The sequence below is a fragment of the Pseudomonas sp. GW821-FHT02H06 genome (genome assembly GCF_059421525.1).
This window is the reverse complement of the sequence record NZ_JBWKVD010000014.1, coordinates 82,019-105,633: the sequence shown is the minus strand read 5'-3', so window position 1 is coordinate 105,633 and position 23,615 is coordinate 82,019. Positions and strand designations below refer to the sequence as shown.

The following is a 23,615-nucleotide window of genomic DNA, read 5'->3' as shown; positions in this document are numbered from 1 at the left end:
GTGCGATGAATAGCCATACGCTGTGGTTGATCTGCCGGCGCTTAGGTGCCGGGGTCGTGACCCTGTTGATCGTGTCCATGGTCGTGTTCGCGATCACGGCCGTGCTGCCGGGCGACGCGGCGCAGCAATCCCTCGGTCAGTTCGCCACCCCTGAACAGGTGGCGGCACTGCGCCTGAAACTGGGGCTCGATCAACCCGGCGTGTTGCGCTATCTGCACTGGTTGATGAGCCTGCTCACCGGCGACATGGGCCAGTCGGTGTCCAACGCGATGCCGGTGGGTGAATTGATGGCCGGGCGGGTGCCGAACACGCTGATGCTGGCGGCCGCCACGGCGCTGGTGTCGGTGCCGCTGGCGCTGATCCTCGGCATCGGTTCGGCCATGGGTCGGGGCGGGCGCATCGACAGTTGCCTGAGTTTCATTACCCTGGCCATGGTCGCAGTGCCGGAGTTTCTGGTGGCAACCCTGGCGGTGCTTATTTTCGCGGTCAACCTCGGTTGGCTGTCGGCGCTGTCCTATGCCACCGACATCACGTCGCCGCTGCAGTTTTTGCGCACCTACGCGCTGCCGGTGATGACACTGTGCTGCGTGATCGTGGCGCAGATGGCGCGGATGACCCGCGCCGCCGTCATCGACCAGCTCGACAGCCCGTACGTGGAAATGGCCCGCCTCAAAGGCGTCAGCCCGATCCGCATTGTCCTGCGCCACGCGTTGCCCAACGCCATCGGGCCGATAGCCAACGCCATCGCCCTGAGCCTGTCGTACCTGCTCGGCGGGGTGGTGATCGTCGAGACCATCTTCAACTACCCCGGCATCGCCAGCCTGATGGTGGATGCCGTGACCAACCGCGACATGGCCCTGGTGCAAGCCTGCACCATGCTGTTCTGCGCGGCCTATCTGGCGTTGGTGTTGCTTGCCGACCTCTGCGCCATCCTCTCCAACCCGAGGCTGAGAAACCAATGAACCCGCTCATTGCGAAATCCAGGCCTGCGTCCTCAGCCCTGGCACTGGCCAAGGTCTCCGGTAACCCGTCCTGGCTGGGACTGGTCGGTGCTGCCGTCTGCGTGATCTGGCTGCTGGTGGCGCTGTTCGGCCCGTGGCTGGCGCCGCACCCGGTCGGGGAAGTGATCTCTGACAACATTTTCGAAGGCTTCAGCCTGGCGCATCCCTGCGGCACCGATTACCTGGGCCGCGACATGCTCAGCCGGGTGCTGGTGGGCGCGCGCTTCACCGTCGGTCTGTCGCTGGTGGCGGCGCTGTTGGCCAGCTTCTTCGGGACCGGCTGCGCGCTGCTGTCAGTGGTTTCGCCGAAATGGCTGGACGAAATCATCAGCCGGATCATGGACGCCTTCATTTCGATCCCCAGCAAAATGCTCGCGCTGATCATGGTCTCGGCCTTTGGCTCGTCGGTCACGCTGCTGATCTGCACGGCGGTCATCAGTTACATCCCCGGTTCGTTCCGGGTGGCCCGCAGCATGGCGGTCAATATCGAAGCGCTGGAGTACGTGCAAGTGGCGCGCACCCGGGGCGAAGGCAAACTGTACGTGGCGTGCCGGGAAATCCTGCCGAATATGCTCAACCCGGTGCTCACCGACCTGGGCCTGCGTTTCGGCTACATCGTGCTGTTGCTCAGCGGCATGAGTTTTCTGGGCCTCGGCGTGCAGCCGCCGGACGCCGACCTTGGCTCGCTGGTGCGGGAAAACATCGGCGGCCTCAATCAGGGCGCGATGGCGATCATCATTCCGGCGCTGGCCATCGGCACGCTGACCATCGGCGTCAATCTGCTGATCGACTACCTGTCATCGCGACGCGGTCGCCGCTCGGGAGGCCATTGATATGACCCAGTTGATTCGCGTCGAAGACTTGCGCGTGGTGGCCGGTGATCCGGGCAGCGAAGTGGAGATCGTCAAGGGCGTGAGTTTTGCCCTGGAGAAGGGCGAAGTGCTGGCGCTGATCGGCGAGTCCGGCTCCGGCAAAACCACCATTGCCCTGGCCTTGCTCGGTTATGCGCGACGGGGCTGCCGATTGTCCGGTGGCGTGGTGCAGGTCGGCGAACACGACATGCTCGCCCTCAGCGAAAAAGAGTTGCAGGGCCTGCGCGGCAATCGCGTCTCGTACATTGCCCAGAGCGCGGCTGCTGCCTTTAATCCGGCGAAAAAACTCCTCGACCAAGTGGTGGAAGGGCCGTTAATCCACGGCCTCGGCACCCGCGCCGAACTGGAAGCCAAGGCCATCGGCCTGTTCCGCGACCTGGCCCTGCCAAACCCGGAACGCATTGGCCGCCGCTACCCGCACCAGGTTTCCGGCGGGCAACTGCAACGGGTGATGGCCGCCATGGCGCTGATCAGCGACCCGCTGCTGGTGGTGCTCGACGAGCCGACCACCGCGCTGGACGTCACCACCCAGATCGATGTGTTGCGGGCGTTCAAGCGGGTGGTGCGGGAACGCGGCGCGACGGCGGTCTACGTGTCCCACGACCTGGCCGTGGTGGCGCAAATGGCCGACCAGATTGTCGTGCTCAACGGCGGGCAGATTCTCGAACAAAGCGCCACTGCGCCGCTGCTCAAGGCACCGGCCCACGATTACACCCGCAGCCTGCTGGCGGCTGCGCGGCCCGACACGCGCATTCGTCCGCCCTGTGGCATCGCGGAAGAAGGGCCACTGCTGACCATCACCGGCCTGACAGCCGGCTACGGCAACAAAAACCTGCACGGCATGCCGGCGATTCGCGTGCTGGAAGACATCGACCTGACCGTACGACGTGGCCAGGCCATCGGCGTGATCGGCGAATCGGGCTCGGGCAAATCAACCCTGGCGCGGGTCGTGGCGGGGCTCTTGACTCCGGCACTCGGCGGCCTGACCTTCGACGGCCAGCCGTTGGGCGGCAGCCTGTCCGAGCGCACGCCGGAGCAGTTTCGGCGCATCCAGATGGTCTTCCAGAACGCCGACACCGCGCTCAACCCGATGCACAGCGTGGCGACCATCCTCAGCCGTCCGTTGAAAATGTATTTCGGCCTCAAGGGCGCAGCGCTGCAGGCGCGCATCGGCGAGCTGCTCGATCTGGTGCGCCTGCCGCGGGAAATGGCTGATCGCCGTCCCAATGAGCTGTCGGGCGGGCAGAAACAGCGGGTCAATCTGGCCCGGGCGCTGGCGGCCAAGCCCGACCTGATTCTCTGTGATGAAGTGACCTCGGCCCTTGACACCGTGGTCGGCGCGGCGATCCTCGAACTGCTCCGCGACCTGCGCCAGCAACTGGGCGTGTCCTACCTGTTCATCAGCCACGACATTTCTACCGTGCGTGCGCTGTGCGATGACATCGTGGTGATGTACAGCGGCCACAAAGTCCACGCCGGCCGCCGCGAATCCTTTGCCGAAGCGCCGTACCACCCGTACACCGACCTGTTGATCCATTCGGTGCCGGAACTGCGTCAAGGCTGGCTGGAAACCTGCGGCGCCACCAGCGGCGAGCTGCCGCCGATCGGCGAGCGGGCCAACCTGCCGGAGCTGTGCACCTTCCTCAATCGCTGCCCGATGCGCATCGACGGCCTGTGCAACCGCACCGCGCCCAACCGCCGCACGCTGGACAACGGCAGTGAAATTCTGTGCCACCGCGACGCCGCCGATCTGCTGGCGACCCAGCGCGGCGTCACCCCCACAAGCTTTGGAGCGTATGCATGAAAGGGCGTTTTGTGAGGCTGGCCGAACAGGGCCGGCCGACGGTCAAGCTGACCGTGGATGGCGCGCCGGTCGACGCATTGCAGGGCGACACGCTGATGGTGGCGTTGCTGACCCAGGGCACCGCGCTGCGCCAGTCGGAATTCGACAGCGGCCGCCGCGCCGGTTTCTGCCTGATGGGCGCGTGCCAGGATTGCTGGGTCTGGACCCGTGGCGGCGAACGCCTGCGCGCCTGCTCCAACGAAGTCCGCGACGGGCTGGACATCGTCACCACACAACCGGAGGCGACATGGCCACTGCACAGCTGAGCACCCATCGCGTCGTCATCGTCGGCGCGGGACCGGCCGGCGTGCGCTGCGCCGAAACCCTGCTGGCGGCCGGCATCAAACCGATTCTGGTGGACGAAAACCGCCGCGACGGCGGGCAGATCTACCGCCGCCAGCCGGACGGATTCACCCGCGATTACTCCACCTTGTATGGCAGCGAAGCCGACAAGGCCAAGGACCTGCACCAGACCTTCGACCGCATCCGTAGCGCCATCGATTACCGCCCGGATACCCTCGTGTGGAACCTCACGCCGGGGCAGCTGTGCTGCGCCAATCAGGGCCGCCACACCACGCTGGACTATGACGCGCTGATCCTCTGCACCGGCGCCACCGACCGCTTGATGCCCATCGAAGGCTGGCAACTGGCGGGCACCTACAGCCTGGGCGGGGCGCAGATCGCGTTGAAGAATCAGGCGGTTTCCATTGGTCATCGTGTGGTGTTCATGGGCAGCGGGCCGTTGCTGTATCTGGTCGCCAGTCAGTACGTCAAAGCCGGCGCGACTGTGGCCGCGGTCCTCGATACCTCGCCCTTCAGCCTGCGCCTCAAAGCCCTGCCCAAACTGTTGGCGCGGCCGGGTTTGCTGTGGACCGGTACGAAACTGCTGGCGCAGTTGTATCAAGCCAAAGTACCGGTGCATCTCGGCGTCAAGCCGTTAGAGGTGCTGGGCGATGCCGCCAATGGCGTGGCAGGCGTGCGTTTTACGACGGGCAGCGGCAAGGCCGTGACCGTGCAGGCCGATGCCGTGGCGCTGGGGTATCACTTGCGTCCGGAAACCCAGCTGGGTGATCTGGCCGGTTGCGCCATGGCCTTCGATGAAGCCTCCAGCCAATGGTGGCTGGCGACGGACGAGGCCGGTCGGACCTCGGTGAACGGCGTCTATGCCGCGGGCGACGGGGCGAAAATTCGCGGTGCCGATGCTGCCGAGCACGCCGGGCGGCGAGTGGCGTTGGCGCTGCTGGAAGACCTCAAGCAGCCGTTCAATGCCGGGCTGCGCGATGAACAGCAACAGGCGCTGGCGGTGATGGACCAGTTTCGTCTGGGCCTGGCCGAAGCGTTTCCCTGGCCTGCTGAACAGGCCAAGGCCTTGCCCGACAGCGCCATCGTCTGCCGCTGCGAGATGATCACGGCCGGCGAATTGCGCCGCACGGTCAACGAGAAGGGCGCCTGTGAGGTCAACCGAGCCAAGGCATTCAGCCGGGTCGGCATGGGTCGCTGCCAGGGCCGTTATTGCTCCCAGGCGGGGGCTGAAGTGATCGCCGCGGAAGCCGGCGTGCAGGTGCAGGAAGTCGGTCGCCAGCGCGGGCAGGCGCCGGTCAAACCCTTGTCGATGCTCATTGAGGAGGTGTCGCCATGAGCGTGCAAAAAGCAGATGTGGTGATCGTCGGTGGCGGCGTGATGGGCTCAGCGACGGCGTTCTTTCTGCGTCAGCGCGGGCAGTCGGTGATCCTGCTGGAGCGCGACCAGATCGGCCAGTACGCCAGCGGCGTCAACTTCGGCAACGTGCGCCGGCAAGGGCGATTCCTCGGGCAACTGGCGCTGGCCAACCGCTCGTACGCGCTGTGGAAACGCCTGCCGGAACTGATCGACGACGACCTCGAATTCATCCCCAGCGGGCACATGCGCGTGTGTTATCGCGAAGACGAAATCGCCGAGCTGGAGGCCTATGCCGCCGCCCCGGAGGCCGAGCAGCTGGACCTGAAAATCTTCCGGGGCGCCGAGCTGCATCAGCGTTTTGGCTTTCTCGGCGCGGACGTCAAAGGAGGCTCGTACGCCCCCCACGACGGCCACGCCAACCCGCGCCTCGCCGCGCCGGCCTTTGCCCGTGCCGCTAGGCGTCTGGGGGCGCAGATTGAAGAGCGCACGGAAGTGGCCGAGGTCGAGAAGGTCGGCGGAGACTTTCACGTCACCACCACCGACGGCCGTCAGTACCACGCCGCGCAGCTATTGATCACCGCCGGCGCTTGGGGCCAGAAGCTCTCGGCGCAGTTTGGCGAGCCGGTGCCGCTGGACACCCACGGCCCGCAGATGGCGGTCACGGAACCGGTGCCCTACGCCTTGCCGACGGTGATCGGCGTGTACACCAAGATCGCCGAAGAGGTGATCTACTTCCGTCAGATCCCTCGGGGCAACATCGTCATCGGCGGCGGCTTTCGTAGCAAACCGGACATGCTCAACCGCCGCGCCGCTGTCGAGCCGCGCAGCATCCTCAATCAGGCCGAGCAGATGCGCCGGCTGCTGCCGGGCGTGGGCAATTTGAACATCATCCGCGTGTGGAGCGGCATTGAAGGCTACCTGCCGGACTCGCTGCCGATCATGGGCCCCAGCGGCACCGTCGACGGCCTGTTCTACGCCTTCGGCTTTTGCGGCCACGGCTTCCAGCTCGGCCCCGGCGTCGGTGACGTGATGGCCGAACTGCTCGATACCGGTCGCACCACGACCCCGATCGAGGCATTCTCCATCACGCGTTTTGCCCATCCCGCCGTGCAACGGAGCCACGCCTCATGAAACCCCGCGTTCTCGACATTCTGAAACGGCTAATGGCCTTCGAAACCGTGTCGTCGGAGTCCAACATGGCCCTGATCGACTACGTCCGCGACCTGCTGCTGACCAAGGGCATCGAGTCGCTGATCGTCAAGGACGAGAGTGGCAAGAAGGCCAACCTGTTTGCCAGCACCGGTCCTAAAAACCAGCCCGGCGTGTTGCTGTCCGGGCATACCGACGTGGTGCCGGCGGCGGGGCAGGCGTGGACCTTTCCGGCCTTCGCCGCCACCGTGCAGGACGGGCGCATCTATGGCCGTGGCAGCTGCGACATGAAGGGCTTCATCGCCCTGGCCATCGACGCCATGCTCGACGCGGCAGAGCACAACGTTAACCGCCCGCTGCAACTGGCCTTGTCCCATGACGAGGAGATCGGTTGCGTCGGCGTGCGGCGCTTGCTCGACGTGCTGCACCTGGCGCCGGTGCGGCCGTTTCTGTGCGTGATCGGCGAGCCGACCAACATGCAGTTCGTGCTGGGCCATAAGGGCAAGGGCTCCTACCGGACCTATTGCCGGGGTCAGGAAGCGCATTCGTCCCTTGCGCCGCGCTCGGTCAACGCCATTCACGTGGCCTGCGACTTCATCACCTCCCTGCGGGAGAGCCAGCAGCATCTGCAACAACACGGCGCTCAGGACACCGACTACGACGTGCCTTACAGCACCGTGCACGTCGGCCAGATCAGCGGCGGCAAGGCGCTGAACATCGTGCCGAACCTGTGCACCCTGGATTTCGAGGTGCGCAACCTGCCGGCGGACAATCTGGATCAGTTCATCGAGCAGATGCGCGAGCGTGCCGAAGTGATCGTGCGCGAGGCGCAGAAGCTCTCCAGCGCCGCGGCCATCGAAATCGAAACCATCAACGTCTACCCCGGTCTCGACACCCATCCGACGGTCGAAGCGGTGAGCTTTCTCAAGCAGTTCGCTGCGCCGGACACCGGCATGACCAAAGTTTCGTTCGGCACCGAAGGCGGTCTGTTCAAGCAGCGTTTGGACGTGCCGGTGGTGGTGTGCGGCCCAGGTTCCATCGAGCAGGCGCACAAGCCGGACGAGTTTATCGAGGTCAGCCAGATGGACGCCGGCGAGCGCTTTTTGCAAGGGCTGCTGGGCTCGTTGAAGGCGTAGCAGAGCCTGCCGTCCTGACGTGAATTTCAGCACGGCGCGCTGGTTTGAAGACGCTTTCGGCATCCTCGTTCGAGCCAGATCCCTAGACTGGAATCTGTCTCGGATCAGGACTCGACCATGCTCAAGAATCGCTTGCAAGACCCCGGCCTGCTGGCTGAACGCGCCTACGTCAACGGCGAGTGGATCGCTGCTGACAGTGGCGCCACCCTGGACGTCCGCGATCCCGCCAGCGGCGAACTGCTGGCGCAGGTCCCGGCCATGGACGCGGTCGACACCCGGCGCGCCATCGAAGCCGCCGAACGTGCTTGGCCTGCCTGGCGCGCGCGCCCGGCGGCAGAACGCGCGGGGCTGCTGGAGCGCTGGTTTCAGGCGATGATCGACCACCTCGATGACCTCGCGCTGATCATGACCTGCGAGCAGGGCAAGCCGCTGAACGAGGCCAAGGGCGAGATCCGCTACGGTGCCGGCTTCGTCAAATGGTTCGCTGAAGAAGCGCGCCGGGTCTACGGCGAAACCATGCCGGCACCCACTGGCGACCGCCGCCTGCTGACCCTCAAGCAACCCGTGGGCGTCTGCGCCGCGATCACCCCGTGGAATTTCCCCAACGCGATGATCACCCGCAAATGCGCGCCGGCCCTGGCCGCCGGCTGCCCGATCATCGTCAAACCGTCGGACCTCACGCCGCTGTCGGCCCTCGCCCTGGCAGTGCTGGCCGAACGCGTAGGTATTCCGGCCGGTGTGTTCAACGTCATCACCGGGATGCCCGCGGGCATCGGCGAAGAACTCACCGGCAACCCGGCGGTGCGCAAGATTTCTTTCACCGGCTCCACCGCCGTCGGCCGCCTGCTGATGCGCCAGAGCGCCGAACACATCAAGCGCCTGAGCCTGGAACTGGGTGGCAACGCGCCGTTTGTGGTGTTCGACGACGCGGACCTGGAACAGGCCGTGGCCGGGGTGATGATCAGCAAATTTCGCAACGCCGGACAAACCTGCGTGTGCGCCAACCGCATTCTGGTGCAGGCGGGCATCTACGACCGTTTCGCTGCGCGGCTGGTGGAGGAGGTGGGCAAACTCAAGGTCGGCAACGGCCTGGAAGAGGGCGTGACTATCGGCCCGCTGATCAACCCGGCGGCGGTGAGCAAAGTGGCCCGGCACATCGACGATGCCCTGAGCCAGGGCGCGAAACTGCTCTGCGGCGGGATTCCATCCCTCGACAGCCCGTTCGTGCAACCCACCGTGCTGGCTGACGCCCACGCCGGCATGTTGCTGGCCAACGAGGAAACCTTCGGCCCGGTGGCGCCGTTGATGCGCTTTACTGATGAGGCCGAGGCATTGGCGTTGGCCAACGCCACGCCGTTCGGTTTGGGCGCCTACTATTTCACCCAGGACCTGAAGCGCTCGTGGCGTTTCGGCGAAGCGCTGGAGTTCGGCATGGTCGGCCTCAACACCGGGATCATCTCGATGGAAGTCGCGCCCTTCGGCGGCATCAAACAATCGGGCCTCGGCCGTGAAGGCAGCAAGTACGGCCTGGACGAGTACCTTGAAGTCAAAGCCTTCCACATCGGCGGCTTGAACTGATTCATTGCAAGGGGCGCACCATGAGCAAGGCATTCAGAATCGCCGCGATTGCGGGCGACGGCATCGGCAAGGAAGTCCTGCCGGAAGGACTGCGGGTACTGGAACAGGCGGCGAAAAAATGGCAACTGAACCTGAGCATTGATGTGCTCGACTGGGCCCACTGCGACTACTACCTCCAGCACGGGCAGATGATGCCCGATGACTGGTTCGAGCGGCTCAAGGGCTATGACGCGATCTACTTCGGCGCCGCGGGCTGGCCCGACAAGGTGCCGGACCACATTTCCCTGTGGGGGTCGCTGCTCAAGTTTCGCCGGGACTTCGACCAATACGTGAACATCCGCCCGGTGCGCCTGTTCCCCGGCGTGCCCTGTCCGCTGGCCGGACGCAAGCCGGGCGACATCGATTTCGTGGTGATCCGTGAAAATACCGAGGGCGAATATTCCTCGGTGGGCGGCAAGATGTTCGAAGGCACCGAACACGAATTCGTGCTGCAGGAATCGGTGTTCACCCGCCGTGGTGTCGACCGCATCCTCAAGTTCGCCTTCGAACTCGCCCAGACCCGCCCGCGCAAACGCCTGACGGCCGCGACCAAATCCAACGGCATCTCCATCAGCATGCCGTACTGGGACGAACGCACGGCGTTGATGGCGGCGAATTACCCTGAGGTCAGCTGGGACAAACAGCACATCGACATTCTGTGCGCACGGTTCGTGCTGCAGCCGGACCGGTTTGACGTGGTGGTAGCGTCCAATTTGTTCGGCGACATCCTGTCGGACCTCGGCCCGGCGTGCGCGGGCACCATCGGCATCGCCCCCTCGGCAAACCTCGACCCGGAACGGCGCTTCCCCTCGTTGTTCGAACCAGTGCATGGCTCCGCGCCGGATATCTACGGACAGAACATCGCCAACCCCATCGCGATGATCTGGTCCGGCGCGCTGATGCTGGATTTCCTCGGCAACGGCGACGAACGCTACCGCGCGGCCCACGACGGGATCTTGCAGGCGATTGAACAGGTGATTGCCGAAGGCCCGATCACCCCGGACCTGGGAGGGAAGGGCTCGACGCAAGACGTCGGGGCGGCGATTGCCGGGAGGTTGATTTAGGGGATGGCGGTGTTTCAGTGGGACTGGCTTTTGACGTATGTGGGACCGGCTTTAGCCGGGAAGGCGTAAGGGTACGCGCTCCAATAGTAGGACCGGCTTCAGCCGGGAAGAGGCCGGTGTGTGCAATATCATTTTTCCGGTATGGCCGCCGACGCCTTCCCGGCTAAAGCCGGTCCCACAGGGACGCAGAGCGTCCGGGGCTGCATTACCACGCAGAGCGTGGGAACGATCAAAATTTCATGCCCGGACACCGTCCCTGTGAGAGCGAGCTTGCTCGCGAATGCTTTGGTTGGAACGCCTCATTAAGTTATCCAGAGGGTGGTTGGCCCCGTGCTGTGCTCACGCTACGACGCCTATCAGGAGCTTCAGATCGGTCGGAAGTTGGCGTCCCATGATTGAAGACAGCATTGTGACCTGCTCGTTTGTCAGCGGCCAGTCACCTTCCGCCATCGCGTTTAGGCTTGCATGGCCGAGCCGCGCTACGATTTCGTCATTCAACGACGGATCTATCTTCATTTCAAATTTCAGCGAGTCGTCTTCGGTGCTGTCGAGCAAAAATCCAAATATATAGAGGAACATAGAACTCTCACTTTTCAATTTTACGGCCGGGCTTGGCCGGCTTGGTTCGCTCGCCGCTCTGAGGATCAAACTCCCCCAAGTGCTTGCCTTGTTTGTCATACATTTCGACAGTCCCGTGCTGACTATCCCACTCAAATATTCGGCCTTTGGGATCTTTCCAGCGTCGTCGCTTCGCTCCACCACCCTGGACCATTGTTTTACTGTCTGCTTTCTTGGCGTCTGGAAAGCCTGGGAGGTCCAGCGGAGGCGGATGATACCCATGATCCCCATTAAACGGCCGCGCATACACCACGTACATCGACCTCAGCCCCGAATCAGCGGGGAAGACCAAGATGCAGTCTTCAGCGGTGATGTCGTCGCCGGGGAGGCCTTCGAGTTGGCTATCGGAGTCTTCCGGGATCGGGTGGACGAGGATGGTGCCTAATCGGGCATCGCTGTTTTCAGGGTAGACCAGCGGTTCCAGTCTCCCGTGTCGGCCCAGGCGGGGCGTCATGAGGATGGTGATGCCGTTGAGATGGGCTTCCATCGCACTTTTGTCGGCGTTCCAGCGGGCTTGCACGGTGCGGACCGAGTCGTCGCCGGATGCTTTGGAATGGATGCCGTAGATCTGCAACTCGCCTTCTGCATCACGGCGCAACTGGAAACGCACCCGCGTTGTCGCCTGGGTCAGGTTGCGCAATTCGTCGTCGGTGTAGAGCGTGCCGTCGCCCATCTTCGCCGGGAGCATGCCGACGATGAACAGACTCGCCGGGCCGCCGGCTCCGCGAAGCAGCCAGGTGTGGCTGCGCTGCATGATGCCGCCACCGGCCATCCGGCCCAGTCCCATGTCTGCGCCGAGTGCGGCGGCAATGGCGTTGGAGGCGGAGGGCAGCATCATGGCGCCCGCCATCATGATCGCGCCGAAGTTGGAGGCGGGCTCTACCTCAGTGCCGGCGTCAGTACTGCACCATTCCCCGGTGCAGGATTTGGAGAAGACCTTGTCCGTGCGCTCCTTCTGGGCCGGCCAGCGCTCTGGCATCGGAGTGGGCACCCGCACGGGTTCGGGAGGCGGATTCCACGGTGTCCATGACGCGCCCCCGTTGGGAAGCCCTTTGAAAATCGAGTCGTCCCCAAAGGGATCTTTTTTGTCGTCCTTGAACATGACCTTGTTGATGCCTGCCAATTTGAGGCGGCGGAGGATGCGGTCGGGTCGACGAGTGGTCAACGGCGTGGGGGTTCCGGGATGTTGCCGGACGGAAAGGCTTTAGATTTCAGTGGGACTGGCTCAGCAGAGAGGGCGTTGTATTGCAAGTCGCATACTTGTTGGCGACTGGACTGGCGTCTTCCCGGCTAAAGCCGGTCCCACTAAAAAAGCATGCGGGGTGTCAGTGGGAGGGGCGGCGATCCCCGTAGGACCGGCTTCAGCCGGGAAGCCCTTGATCTGCTTTTGATCCTCATACATAAACAGTCCAGACACCACAAATCGCGACTTGGGTGCAGGCCGAACGCAGACGACGCGCAGTGGGTCGAGCCGCATGGATGCGGCGAGAGCGCCGTTGCGGACATGGATGTCCGTTCGGCGCGTGCCCACGGAGCGTCGTCGAAGTGAGGGTATTCCGACGGAGGAGGAACCCAACCAGGAGCAAGCACCCTTGGTTACTTGGGGATGGTGCGACTTTCGACTTTTCCAAGTAACTCGCCGAAGGCGAAACCCGAGGCCGTTAGGCCGACGCTTTTGATCTTGATCTGGATCTCAATAACCGCGATTTCGATCTATCTGCCCCACCATCCGCTCCCCCCGCTCAAACCGCCGAATATTCTCCAGCAACACCCCAAACGCACTCGCCGGCTGCGTCATCGCCGCTACGTGCGGCGTCAACACCACCTGCGGGTGCCCCCAAAACGGATGATCAGACCCCGCCGGCTCCACCTGCAACACATCCAGAATAGCGCCGCCCAACTGCCCACTTTCCAGCGCCTCCAGCAAATCCCCCTCCACCAGATGCCCGCCGCGCCCCATATTCACCAGCCCCGCACCCCGCGGCAGCAACGCAAACAGATTCCGGTCCAGAATCCCCTCCGTCTGCTCCGTCAACGGCAACACACACAGCAAAATATCGCACTGCCCCAAAAACGCCGACAACTGCGCCTGACCCGCAAAACAGTCCACCCCCTCAATCTCATGAACACTGCGCGCCCAGCCCGACAAGGCAAACCCGACCGGCGCCAGCGTCGCCAGAATCTGCTGCGCCTGGGTGCCCAACCCCATCACCCCCACGCGCCGATTTTCTGCCGGCTGCAACAGATGCGCCTGCCAACGCCGCGCCGCCTGCTGCTCGCGGTACCGCAGCATGTCCCGGTGCAGACTCAACACCGCCCACGTCGCGTATTCGCACATGCCTCGCGTAATGCCCGGATCCAGCAGCCGCACTACGGGCAGGTCCGCCGGCAACCGCGACAGATCCAGCTGATCGACCCCGGCCGACAGCGCAAACAGCACCTTCAGATTGGGCAGCAACTGCGTCAGATCATCCGGCGCCTGCCAGGCGGCCAGGTACTCGACTTCTTCGGGATTGCCGATGTCCGGCCAGGCGCGCCATTCGATGTCCGGTGCGTGTTCGGCGAACAGCGTCTGCCAGTGTGGCGCGCGCGCGGGGTCGGCTTTGTAGAGCAAGGCCATGGGCGTTTCCTGCTGAAAGGACGTTGGAGGGAAGTGTAGGGAGCCAGCCCACATCATCCCCCAAGCCCGGCGCAGGATCTGTTGAAAGGCGGGGCCAAAACAGTTGATCCGAATTTCTCACGGGCCAAGTTCGGCTAAGTGCGTTGCCCGCACGCCGTAACCTGAACAGCATCGCAACCGCCTCCAGGTTGCCGGACTCACGATGGGAAATGCCATGAACAGCAAAGTCGACGAAACCCCTCTTTTGCTCCGTCAGCGCGAGCAATTTGTGCCCCGTGGCCTGGTGACCGCGCACCCGCTGGTGATCGACCGCGCCCAGGGCACCGAATTGTGGGACGTGGATGGCAAGCGCTACCTGGATTTCGTCGGCGGCATCGGCGTGCTCAACATCGGCCACAACCACCCGAAAGTGGTCGCGGCCGTGCAGGCTCAACTGCAAAAAGTCTCCCACGCCTGCTTCCAGGTGGCGGCCTACACGCCTTACCTCGACCTGGCCCAGCGCCTCTGCGAAATGATCGGCGGGCAGGAAGCCTACAAGGCCGCGTTCTTCACCTCCGGCGCCGAAGCGGTGGAAAACGCGGTGAAGATCGCCCGTGCCCATACCAACCGTTCAGCGGTCATCGCCTTTCGCGGCGGCTTCCATGGACGCACCTTGCTCGGCACCACGCTCACCGGCATGAGCCAACCCTACAAGCAGAACTTCGGGCCGTTTGCGCCGGAAGTGTTCCATACGCCGTACCCGAACGCGTATCGCGGCGTTAGCAGCGTTGACGCAATCACCGCGCTGAACGAATTGCTCGCCACCCAAGTGGCACCGGACCGCGTGGCTGCAATTCTGATCGAACCCGTGCAGGGCGATGGCGGTTTCCTCACCGCGCCGCCGGAGTTTCTCCAGGCCCTGCGCGCCTTGGCCGACAAGCACGGCATCGTGCTGATCCTCGATGAGATCCAGACCGGTTTCGGCCGCACCGGCACCTGGTTCGGCTACCAGCACGCCGGCATCCAGCCTGATCTGGTGACTGTCGCCAAGAGCCTCGCCGGTGGCCTGCCGTTATCGGGCGTGGTCGGCAAGGCGCACATCATGGACGCGCCGCTGCCCGGCGGCCTCGGCGGCACCTATGGCGGCAACGCTCTGGCGTGCGCAGCGGCACTGGCGGTGATCGATGCATTTGAGGAAGAACAACTGCTCGCGCGCAGCCAGCTTTTGGGCGAGCGCCTGCGTCGGGGCCTGATCGGTTTGCAGGCGCGTTACCCGCGCATCGGCGACGTGCGCGGCACCGGTTTCATGCTGGCGATCGAGCTGATCAAGGATGACGCCGCGCGCACCCCGGACGCCGATCTCAATTCACGGGTGATCGACGAAGCCCGTGCCGGTGGTTTGCTGGTCATCAAATGCGGCGTTTACCGCAACGTGCTGCGCTTCCTCGCGCCGCTGGTGACGACAGAAGCCCAGGTCGACGAAGCCGTGCAGATCCTCGACTTCGCCTTGGCACGGGTCTTGAACTCGAATTGAAGCAGCGCCTTGCCCGTAACGGGCCAGATGCATCCGGGAGGTTCGATCCACATGGGGCTGACAGATTTGGGGCTGACAGGATTTGGACTGACAGAGTACCGAGCGTTACTGATCGATTGCGATGAAGTGCTGGTGGATCGCGATTCGGGTGTCTGGGCCGCGCTGCAACCGCTGCTCGACAGCCGCGGCGGGCAGCCGGCCAGAGATGATGTGCTGGCCGAATTCAGCGCGGTGGTTGCGAGCCTGTATCCGCGCTTCGCCGAGCTGGGTTTCAGTGGCCTGTTGTGCTTCGCCCATCGTCAACTGGCGGAAAAGTGGGGCCTGCACGCCAGTTGGGAGGAGGGCATGAGCTTTGCCCGTTCAGCGGGCAACTGGTCGCTGTTCGAAGACGCGCCGGGGGCGATGCTCTACCTGCGCAAGTTCTATCGACTGCTGGTACGCGGCGACCGCGATGCAGAGGATCGCGGCGTGCTGTGCGAGCGACTGGGAATTGCACCGGAAGATTTCATTTCCCTGGCCGAAGGTCCGCAATGGCTCACGGATCAGGGCGATCAGGTGCAACCGGTCCTGCACGTAACGCGACCGTCGGTCGAGCCCTTCGCCGCGCTGGACCGCTGCCTGATCGGCCGCCACCGGGCGCGTCAGCCTTCGCCCTGCGCGGCGGAGTACTGCATCAACAGCATGGCCGACTTGGTGGCGCAGCATCAGCTGTCTTTACGGCGCTGATTTTGCTAGAAGATTGTCTTACAACGGCAGTCAAGAGGTACGTGATGGAAGGGCTCGTAAAACTGGATCGGATCGACATCAGCATCCTGGTCGAACTGCAAAAGGACGGCCGCATGACCAATGTCAGCCTCGCCGATGCCGTCGGCCTCTCTGCCAGCCCCTGCCTGCAGCGGGTCAAACGGCTGGAGTCGGCCGGTTATATCTCTAGCTACAAAGCGCATCTGAACCTGGCCAAGATTACCGATTCGGTCACCGTTTTCACCGAAATCACCCTCAGCGACCACAAGCGCGAAGACTTCGCCAAGTTCGAATCCAACATCCGCTTAGTGGACGAAGTGCTGGAATGCCACCTGATCAGCGGCGGCTACGACTACCTGGTGCGCTTCATGACCCGCAGCATCCAGCACTATCAGGAGGTGGTGGAAAGCCTGCTCGACAAAAACATCGGGATCTCCAAGTACTTCAGCTACATCGTCATCAAGTCGCCGGTGCTCAAGGATGGGGTGCCATTGCGCAAATTGTTGCGTCACTGAACAGACCTTCGACGGCTTTGTAGGCAATTTCTCAACGCCAACGTTTAGCTTTCACGCAGTTCCTTCAGAACCGCCCGGCAGAGATTTCCTTCGCGGCGCTTCATCCTTTCGCTCCTTGTCCAGCGGCGTGCGGCGCTGGGCAAAAATCTCAATAAGAAGAGTGCGGAGTGGGTGATGAAGGGCAGGAATACGCTGATATGGGTAGGGCTGGCTGCGTTTAACGCCGAGGCGTTGGCCGAGGCGCAGACAACCCGCGAGGAGCAGTTCCAGCTGGGGGCGGTTGGGGTGAGTCTGGGTGTCGGGCTGTTGAATGGGCAGGCGCGAGAAAAGGTGTACGACGTTGAAAGCGGGCAGAAGATCAGCCAGTTGAACTGGAGCATGAAGCAGGTGCCGACACTGCATCTGGGCGTGAAGTACCAGCCGATAAACTGGTTGTCCCTTGATCTGAACGGCTGGACGCGGGTGGCGAAGGGCGATGGGCATCTGAAGGATTACGACTGGCTGGAGGAGGATCGCGGCGACTGGAGCCACTATTCCGATCATCCGGACACTCAGGTCAGCAAAGCCTGGCAGGCCGATTTCGCCGCCACCGCGTGGGCGCTCAAGCGTGAGGATGTGGCACTGGGCGTGATGCTCGGTTATCAGCGCAACCAGTTTGGTTGGTCGGCGAAAGGCGGGCGCTACACCTATTCGTCGGACGAAGGGTTCCGCGACGAGTCCGGAGAATTTCCGGCGGGGGAGAAAGGCATTTCCTATCAGCAGACCTACGACACGCCTTATGTGGGGCTGGTCGGTCTCTACCATTTCCGCAACTGGACGCTGGAAGGCAGGTTCAAATACAGCCAGTGGGTTCGGGCGCGGGATCACGATCGACATCATGTCACCGGCGTTACCTACGACGGTGACTACGGGAACGACGGCCGCATGCAAAGTCTGGCGGTTGCGCTCAGTTACCGCGTGAGTCCGCAGCTTTCGGTGAGGGCGGGTGTGGATCATCAGGTGTACGCCGAGGCGAAAGGCAACACGCTGATCAAGGACACCCACAGCGGCGATCGCTTCCGTATCGCAGGTGACGCGGGCAGTCAGTCTGCCAGGACGACGATGTCCACGCTGGCGCTCACTTACGCTTTCTGAGCCAAGCCGACAGCCGTGCTGGTGCCGAGCGGCCCGGCACGGTTGACGCCTGAATGGGAGCTCCACGGCCCAGCGACGCTACACACGGTGAATTCGCTCAATCACTCCCAGTGATAACACGCCAATCAGCGCCCCGCTGCTTAACAAAAGATAACGTCATGTCGATTGTCATACGTTTCCAAAGCTGACTAGGATGGGGTCGCTTCGGTACGGCCACGTCGCGTGCAGGCTAGAGCGTCTGCGCGGTTAAACGGCCTTCTGAAGCACCCAATAAAAATAAAGAAAGGGGTAGCTTCATGCGTGAGCCCGTCATTCGGCGCACTCGGTTTGCGGTCATTCGGGGCCATTTCAGCGCCCGGACGCTTTTCAAGAGCCTGCCTCTCCACGCTGCTCTGTCGCTATTTATCTCTCCCCTCTTCTGTGGCGCTGCCTTGGCTGCTGACAGCACGTCCGCCGCCGCACCCGGTGACGCCCCCGCGAACGCTGGCGATTCCGCCGTCTACGCCCTCGAGTCCGCGAAAGCCTCCCGCAGCCTGCTGCTGGACGTAACCCATGCCGGCAAGCGCATGGTGGCGGTGGGGGATCGCGGCCACATTCTCTATTCCGATGACCAGGGCAAAACCTGGACCCAGGCCAAAGTGCCGACGCGCCAGATGCTCACGGCGGTGTATTTCGTCGATGAGCAACACGGCTGGGCGGTAGGCCACGATGCGCAGATCCTCGCCAGCAGCGATGCCGGCGCCACCTGGACCAAACAGTTCGAAGACCTCAAACGCGAAGCGCCGTTGCTGGATGTCTGGTTCAAGGACCTGACCACCGGGATTGCCGTGGGTGCCTACGGGGCGGTGCTGGAAACCACCGATGGCGGCCAGCACTGGGAAGACATCGGCGACCGGCTGGACAACGAAGACCAGTTTCACCTCAACGGCATTGCGTACGTGAAGGACGCCGGTCTGTTCGTGGTCGGGGAACAGGGCAGCATGTTCCGCTCCCCGGACGACGGCCAGACCTGGGAAAAGCTCGAAGGCCCCTATCAGGGCTCGTTGTTCGGCGCGGTAGGCACGGCGGAATCCAACACGCTGCTGGTTTACGGCCTGCGCGGCAATCTGTTTCGTTCGACCGATTTTGGCACCACCTGGGAGCCCGTCCCGCTACAGGGTGAGCGCGGCCCGCTGGAGTTCAGCATCGCCAACGCCTCACTGATGCCGGACAACTCTATCGTGCTGGTCGGCAACGGCGGCAGCGTCATGCGCAGCACGGACGATGGCGAAAGCTTCACGGTTGCCAATCGCCCCGACCGGCTTTCGTTATCCGGCGTAGCCGAGGACGACAAAGGCAATCTGGTTCTGGTGGGACAGGGCGGCGTTCGCGTCACCTCGCCGACGGGCGCTGACAGCGCTCAACAATAAGAACAAGCAGGCGAGGACACGTTTCCATGAGCAACCTTCAACAACACCACGACAAGCCGACGCGCCTGGAGCAGTTGATTTTCAACAACCGCAAGACGGTGATCGGCATCTGCCTGCTGGTCAGCATCTTTCTGTTCTGGCAAGCGACTCTGGTTCGCCCGTCCACCAGCTTCGAAAAAATGATTCCTCTCGGCCATCCGTTCGTTCAGAACATGATGGAGCACCGCAACGACCTGGCGAACCTAGGCAACACCGTGCGCATTTCGGTGGAGGCCAAGCAGGGCGACATCTTTTCCAAGGAGTACATGGAGACGCTGCGGCAGATCAACGACGAGGTGTTCTACATTTCCGGCGTCGACCGCTCCGGGCTCAAGTCGTTGTGGAGCCCCAGCGTGCGCTGGACCGAAGTGACGGAGGAGGGCTTCGCCGGCGGCGAGGTGATTCCGCAGAGCTACGACGGCTCGCAACAGAGCCTCGACAAGCTGCGCAATAACGTTCTCAAGTCCGGACAGGTTGGGCGCCTGGTCTCCAACAACTTCAAGTCGAGCATCGTCGATGTGCCGTTGCAGGAGTTCTACCCGGACCCCAACGACCAGAGCAAGCTGCTGCCGCTGGATTACCGTCAGTTCTCCCACCAGCTTGAAGAGAAGATTCGCGACAAGTACGAAGCGCAGAACCCCAATGTCGAGATTCACATCGTCGGTTTTGCCAAGAAGGTCGGCGACCTGATCGACGGCCTGATCATGGTGGTGATGTTCTTTGGCATCGCCTTCCTGATCACACTGGTCCTGCTGATGTGGTTCACCCGCTGCGCCCGCAGCACCATCGCCGTGTTGAGCACCACGTTGATCGCCGTGATCTGGCAGCTGGGCCTGATGCATGTGGTGGGTTTTGGCCTTGATCCCTACTCGATGCTGGTGCCGTTTCTGATCTTCGCCATCGGTATCTCCCACGGCGTGCAGAAGATTAACGGCATCGCCCTGCAATCCAGTGATGCCGACAGCGCGCTCACCGCTGCACGCCGTACGTTCCGCCAGTTGTTCCTGCCGGGGATGATCGCGATTCTTGCCGACGCCGTCGGCTTTATCACGTTGCTGATCATCGACATTGGCGTGATCCGCGAGCTGGCCATCGGGGCGTCCATTGGCGTGGCGGTGATCGTGTTCACCAACCTGATCCTCCTGCCGGTGGCGATTTCCTACGTTGGCATCAGCAAAAAAGCCGTGGTGCGCAGTAAAGAGGATGCCGTGCGCGAGCATCCATTCTGGCGTCTGCTGTCGAACTTCGCCGCACCAAAAGTCGCCCGCGTGTCAGTGACGTTGGCGCTGGTCGCGCTGGTGGGCGGCCTCTGGTACGGCCATAACCTGAAGATCGGCGACCTCGATCAAGGCGCGCCGGAACTGCGGCCGGACTCGCGCTACAACCAGGACAACAGTTTCATCATCAACAATTACTCCACAAGCTCCGACGTGCTGGTGGTGATGGTCAAGACGCCGCCCGAGGGGTGTTCGGCGTACCAGACGCTGTCGGCGATGAACGAGCTGTCGTGGAAAATGGAGAATACGCCGGGGGTGCAGTCGGCGATTTCCCTGGTGACTGTGTCCAAGCAGGTCATCAAGGGGATGAACGAGGGCAACCTGAAATGGGAGTCGCTGTCGCGCAACAAGGACGTGCTCAACAGCTCGATTTCCCGCGCTGACGGTTTGTACAACAACACCTGTTCCCTGGCGCCGTTGCTGATTTTCCTCAACGACCACAAGGCCGAAACCCTGGATCGCGCCGTGCATGCGGTGCAGGAGTTCGCGCAGCAGAACAACAAGGACGGCCTGGAGTTTCTGCTGGCGGCGGGTAACGCCGGGATCGAGGCGGCCACCAACGAAGTCATCAAGCAGGCCGAGCTGACCATTCTGATTCTGGTGTACGTGTGCGTGGCGGTGATGTGCATGATCACCTTCCGTTCATGGGCGGCGACGCTGTGCATCGTCCTGCCGCTGGTGCTGACGTCGGTGCTGGGTAACGCGCTGATGGCGTTCATGGGCATCGGCGTGAAAGTCGCAACGCTGCCGGTGGTGGCGCTCGGGGTGGGGATCGGGGTCGATTACGGGATTTACATCTACAGCCGACTGGAGAGTTTCCTGCGGGCGGGACTGCCGTTGCAGGAAGCGTATTACCAGACGCTGAAGTCCACGGGCAAAGCGGTGTTGTTCACTGGCCTTTGTCTGGCGATCGGGGTGTGCACCTGGATATTCTCGGCCATCAAGTTCCAGGCCGACATGGGCCTGATGCTGACCTTCATGCTGCTGTGGAACATGTTCGGCGCCCTGTGGCTGTTGCCAGCGCTGGCGCGGTTCCTGATCAAACCGGAGAAGATGGCGGGCAAGGTCGGGAATTCGCTGTTTTCACATTGAGTGGCGACATTTAGGTCGTCGGAGCGCGTTTGCTGGCGAACGCGTTATGTAGGACCGGCTTCAGCCGGGAAGAGGCCGGATTGACCGCCATCAATTTAGCGGTGTGACCACCGACGCTTTCCCGGCTAAAGCCAGTCCTACCAGAAACACGCTGTCCCACATCCGGATTCATTCAGTTATAAACAAAAAAACCACGCCCGGTCTTGCGTCCCAGATACCCGGCCGCGACCATTTCCTTGAGCAGCGGCGCGGGGCGGTATTTGCTGTCGTTGAAGCCTTCGTTGAACGCTTCGACGATCGCCAGCAGGGTGTCCAGCCCGATCAGGTCAGCCAGCGCCAGCGGGCCGATGGGCTGGTTGCAGCCCAGACGCATGCCGTCGTCGATGTCCTGAGCAGTGGCCAGACCTTCCTGCAACACCAGAATCGCCTCGTTGATCATCGGCACCAGAATCCGGTTGACCACAAACCCCGGGCGGTTGCCAGCGGTGATCGCAGTCTTGTTCAACCGCTCGGCCAGCTTGATCGCCGCGATGTGGGTGGTGTCCGCCGTCTGCAAACCGCGAATGACCTCGATCAGGTTCATCATCGGTACCGGGTTGAAGAAGTGCAGGCCGATGAACCGCTCCGGGTGTTCGACGCTGGCCGCCAGTTGCGTGATGGACAGCGACGAGGTGTTCGACGCTATCACACACTCCCGGTCGACATGGCTGGCGATCTGCTTGAGCAGGCGCAGCTTCAGTTCCAGGTTCTCGGTGGCCGCTTCGATCACCAGTTGGGCGCCATTCAACTGGCCGTAGTCCGTGGTGAGGCTGATGCGCCGCAGGGCCGCTTCGGCGACATCGGCCGCGACCGTCTGCTTGGTCACCTGCCGTTCGAGGTTCTTGCGCACGGTCGCCATGCCGCGCTCCAGTGCCGTGTCGGAAATATCCAGCAGGGTCACGTCGAAGCCGGCCACCGCGCAGACCTGCGCGATGCCGTTGCCCATAGTGCCGGCGCCGATCACGGCGATGTGTTGCATGCTCATCGACAAGCCTCCTTACACGCGTTCGAAAATGACGGCGATGCCCTGACCGCCGCCGATGCACATGGTCACCAGCGCGTAGCGGCCCTGAATCCGGTGCAGCTCGTGGATCGCTTTGGTGGCGATGATCGCCCCCGTCGCGCCCACCGGGTGGCCGAGGGAGATGCCCGAGCCATTCGGGTTGACCTTGGCCGGATCAAAGCCTAGCTCACGGGCAACGGCGCAGGCCTGGGCGGCGAACGCTTCGTTGGATTCAATCACGTCCAGATCCGCCACGGTCAGGCCGGCGCGCTCCAGTACTTTGCGGCTGGCCGGAATCGGCCCCAACCCCATCATCGCCGGATCAACCCCGGCATGGGCATACGCCACCAGACGCGCCATCGGCTTGAGGCCGTGCGCGCGGACCATGTCGCCATTGGCCATGACCAGCGCCGCCGCGCCGTCGTTGAGGCCGGACGCGTTGCCGGCGGTGACGGTGCCGTCCTTCTTGAACGCGGTCTTCATCTTCTCCAGTCGCTCGGCCGTCACGTCGCCACGCACATGTTCGTCCTGGGCGAAGGTCACGGTGCCTTTGCGCGTGGCGATCTCGATGGGCACGATCTGACCCTCGAAACGGCCCTCGGCGATGGCGTGGGCGGCGCGCTGCTGGCTGGTCAGCGCCAGGGCGTCCTGATCGGCACGGGTGATGCCGTAATGCTCGGCGATGTTCTCGGCGGTGATGCCCATGTGAATATTGGCGAACGGGTCGTGCAACGCGCCGAGCATGTAGTCATACGCCTGCACGTTGCCCATGCGCGCACCCCAGCGGGCCTGGGGCATGATGTACGCGCCACGGCTCATGGATTCGGCGCCACCGGCCAGCACGGCCTGGGTGTCGCCGAGCATCAGCGACTGCGCCGCCGACACGATGGCCTGCAGGCCGGAGCCGCACAGGCGATTGACGTTCATGGCGGGGGTTTCTTTGGTCAGGCCGGCTTCCAGGGCGATGACGCGGGAGAGATAGGCGTCGCGTACTTCGGTAGGGATCACGTGGCCCATGACCACATGGCCGATGTGCTCCGGTGCGATACCGGATTTGGCCAATGCGGCGCGGCTGACCTGGGTGCCCAGTTCGATGGGCGAGACGTCCTTGAGGGAACCGCCGAATCCACCGATGGCGGTACGCAGTGCGCTGACGACGAAAACTTCGGGTGTGCTCATGGGGACTCCTGACACGTATTGGAATTATGGGGGCGGCACCGCGAAACGGTGTTTCAGCCGGTGCTGACTGCGGGCAAGTCTAGATCGGCGTT

Annotated in this window: 20 protein-coding genes; 15 read left to right on the top strand and 5 right to left on the bottom strand. The window is 63.1% G+C overall.

Translation table 11 applies throughout. The features are described 5' to 3' along the window. The first annotated feature begins 5 nt into the window (after window positions 1-5). The 9 genes from AC07VF_RS20610 to AC07VF_RS20570 all read left to right on the top strand — a co-directional run bounded on the left by AC07VF_RS20610 (window position 6) and on the right by AC07VF_RS20570 (window position 10,341). The gene (locus AC07VF_RS20610; protein ID WP_172612910.1) at window positions 6-962 is read left to right on the top strand and encodes an ABC transporter permease; all 957 of its coding nucleotides are present in this window, start codon (window positions 6-8) and stop codon (window positions 960-962) included. After that, the gene (locus tag AC07VF_RS20605; protein ID WP_495009930.1) at window positions 959-1,834 is read left to right on the top strand and encodes an ABC transporter permease; all 876 of its coding nucleotides are present in this window, start codon (window positions 959-961) and stop codon (window positions 1,832-1,834) included. The genes AC07VF_RS20610 and AC07VF_RS20605 overlap by 4 nt, the downstream gene beginning before the upstream one ends. A gap of 1 nt (window position 1,835) precedes the next feature. Further along, window positions 1,836-3,677 (top strand): ABC transporter ATP-binding protein, encoded by a 1,842-nt coding sequence (locus tag AC07VF_RS20600; RefSeq protein ID WP_495009929.1) that lies wholly within the window; start codon window positions 1,836-1,838, stop codon window positions 3,675-3,677. Then, a complete protein-coding gene (locus AC07VF_RS20595) occupies window positions 3,674-3,982 on the top strand; it encodes a (2Fe-2S)-binding protein (RefSeq protein ID WP_192172689.1) in 309 nt (102 codons plus the stop codon). Before AC07VF_RS20600 ends, AC07VF_RS20595 begins: the two co-directional genes overlap by 4 nt. Further along, window positions 3,964-5,355, top strand: a complete 1,392-nt coding sequence (locus AC07VF_RS20590) for an FAD/NAD(P)-dependent oxidoreductase (protein WP_495009928.1) — start codon at window positions 3,964-3,966, stop codon at window positions 5,353-5,355. The genes AC07VF_RS20595 and AC07VF_RS20590 overlap by 19 nt, the downstream gene beginning before the upstream one ends. After that, window positions 5,352-6,506 carry an NAD(P)/FAD-dependent oxidoreductase gene (locus AC07VF_RS20585; RefSeq protein WP_495009927.1) on the top strand — a complete coding sequence of 385 codons (1,155 nt, stop codon included), beginning with the start codon at window positions 5,352-5,354 and terminating at the stop codon, window positions 6,504-6,506. The genes AC07VF_RS20590 and AC07VF_RS20585 overlap by 4 nt, the downstream gene beginning before the upstream one ends. Next, a complete protein-coding gene (argE, locus tag AC07VF_RS20580) occupies window positions 6,503-7,660 on the top strand; it encodes an acetylornithine deacetylase (protein ID WP_495009926.1) in 1,158 nt (385 codons plus the stop codon). The genes AC07VF_RS20585 and argE overlap by 4 nt, the downstream gene beginning before the upstream one ends. 117 nt (window positions 7,661-7,777) lie before the next feature. Further along, window positions 7,778-9,238 carry an NAD-dependent succinate-semialdehyde dehydrogenase gene (locus AC07VF_RS20575; protein ID WP_495009925.1) on the top strand — a complete coding sequence of 487 codons (1,461 nt, stop codon included), beginning with the start codon at window positions 7,778-7,780 and terminating at the stop codon, window positions 9,236-9,238. A gap of 20 nt (window positions 9,239-9,258) precedes the next feature. Next, window positions 9,259-10,341 carry a tartrate dehydrogenase gene (locus AC07VF_RS20570; protein WP_495009924.1) on the top strand — a complete coding sequence of 361 codons (1,083 nt, stop codon included), beginning with the start codon at window positions 9,259-9,261 and terminating at the stop codon, window positions 10,339-10,341. A gap of 339 nt (window positions 10,342-10,680) precedes the next feature. On the opposite strand, the gene AC07VF_RS20565 is transcribed toward AC07VF_RS20570, so the two are convergent. From AC07VF_RS20565 to AC07VF_RS20555, 3 genes are all read right to left on the bottom strand, one after another. Further along, window positions 10,681-10,920: a pyocin S6 family toxin immunity protein gene (locus AC07VF_RS20565; protein ID WP_423574919.1), complete on the bottom strand. Its 240-nt coding sequence runs from the start codon at window positions 10,918-10,920 to the stop codon at window positions 10,681-10,683. Window positions 10,921-10,927: 7 nt separating this feature from the next. After that, window positions 10,928-12,124: a colicin E3/pyocin S6 family cytotoxin gene (locus tag AC07VF_RS20560; protein WP_495009923.1), complete on the bottom strand. Its 1,197-nt coding sequence runs from the start codon at window positions 12,122-12,124 to the stop codon at window positions 10,928-10,930. 528 nt (window positions 12,125-12,652) lie between these two features. Then, window positions 12,653-13,579 (bottom strand): 2-hydroxyacid dehydrogenase, encoded by a 927-nt coding sequence (locus AC07VF_RS20555; RefSeq protein ID WP_495009922.1) that lies wholly within the window; start codon window positions 13,577-13,579, stop codon window positions 12,653-12,655. Window positions 13,580-13,793: 214 nt separating this feature from the next. Here AC07VF_RS20555 and gabT point away from each other — a divergent pair, with 214 nt between their 5' ends. The 6 genes from gabT to AC07VF_RS20525 all read left to right on the top strand — a co-directional run bounded on the left by gabT (window position 13,794) and on the right by AC07VF_RS20525 (window position 21,302). Further along, window positions 13,794-15,092: a 4-aminobutyrate--2-oxoglutarate transaminase gene (gene gabT / locus AC07VF_RS20550; protein ID WP_495009921.1), complete on the top strand. Its 1,299-nt coding sequence runs from the start codon at window positions 13,794-13,796 to the stop codon at window positions 15,090-15,092. Between the two features lie 51 nt (window positions 15,093-15,143). Next, window positions 15,144-15,818, top strand: coding sequence for a tautomerase family protein (locus AC07VF_RS20545; protein ID WP_282371123.1), 675 nt, complete (start codon window positions 15,144-15,146; stop codon window positions 15,816-15,818). A gap of 44 nt (window positions 15,819-15,862) precedes the next feature. Then, entirely contained in the window at window positions 15,863-16,351 is a 489-nt protein-coding gene (locus tag AC07VF_RS20540) for an Lrp/AsnC family transcriptional regulator (RefSeq protein ID WP_003174918.1), read from the top strand. 174 nt (window positions 16,352-16,525) lie between these two features. Further along, window positions 16,526-17,485, top strand: coding sequence for an omptin family outer membrane protease (locus tag AC07VF_RS20535; RefSeq protein WP_495009920.1), 960 nt, complete (start codon window positions 16,526-16,528; stop codon window positions 17,483-17,485). A 296-nt stretch (window positions 17,486-17,781) separates the two neighbouring features. Beyond that, window positions 17,782-18,894, top strand: a complete 1,113-nt coding sequence (locus AC07VF_RS20530) for a WD40/YVTN/BNR-like repeat-containing protein (RefSeq protein WP_495009919.1) — start codon at window positions 17,782-17,784, stop codon at window positions 18,892-18,894. A 26-nt stretch (window positions 18,895-18,920) separates the two neighbouring features. Continuing rightward, on the top strand, window positions 18,921-21,302 hold the full coding sequence (locus tag AC07VF_RS20525; RefSeq protein WP_495009918.1) for an efflux RND transporter permease subunit: 2,382 nt from the start codon (window positions 18,921-18,923) through the stop codon (window positions 21,300-21,302). A 172-nt stretch (window positions 21,303-21,474) separates the two neighbouring features. On the opposite strand, the gene AC07VF_RS20520 is transcribed toward AC07VF_RS20525, so the two are convergent. Beyond that, window positions 21,475-22,326, bottom strand: a complete 852-nt coding sequence (locus tag AC07VF_RS20520; RefSeq protein WP_495009917.1) for a 3-hydroxybutyryl-CoA dehydrogenase — start codon at window positions 22,324-22,326, stop codon at window positions 21,475-21,477. Window positions 22,327-22,338: 12 nt separating this feature from the next. Then, the gene (locus AC07VF_RS20515; RefSeq protein WP_495009916.1) at window positions 22,339-23,523 is read right to left on the bottom strand and encodes an acetyl-CoA C-acyltransferase family protein; all 1,185 of its coding nucleotides are present in this window, start codon (window positions 23,521-23,523) and stop codon (window positions 22,339-22,341) included. Between the last annotated feature and the right edge of the window lie 92 nt (window positions 23,524-23,615).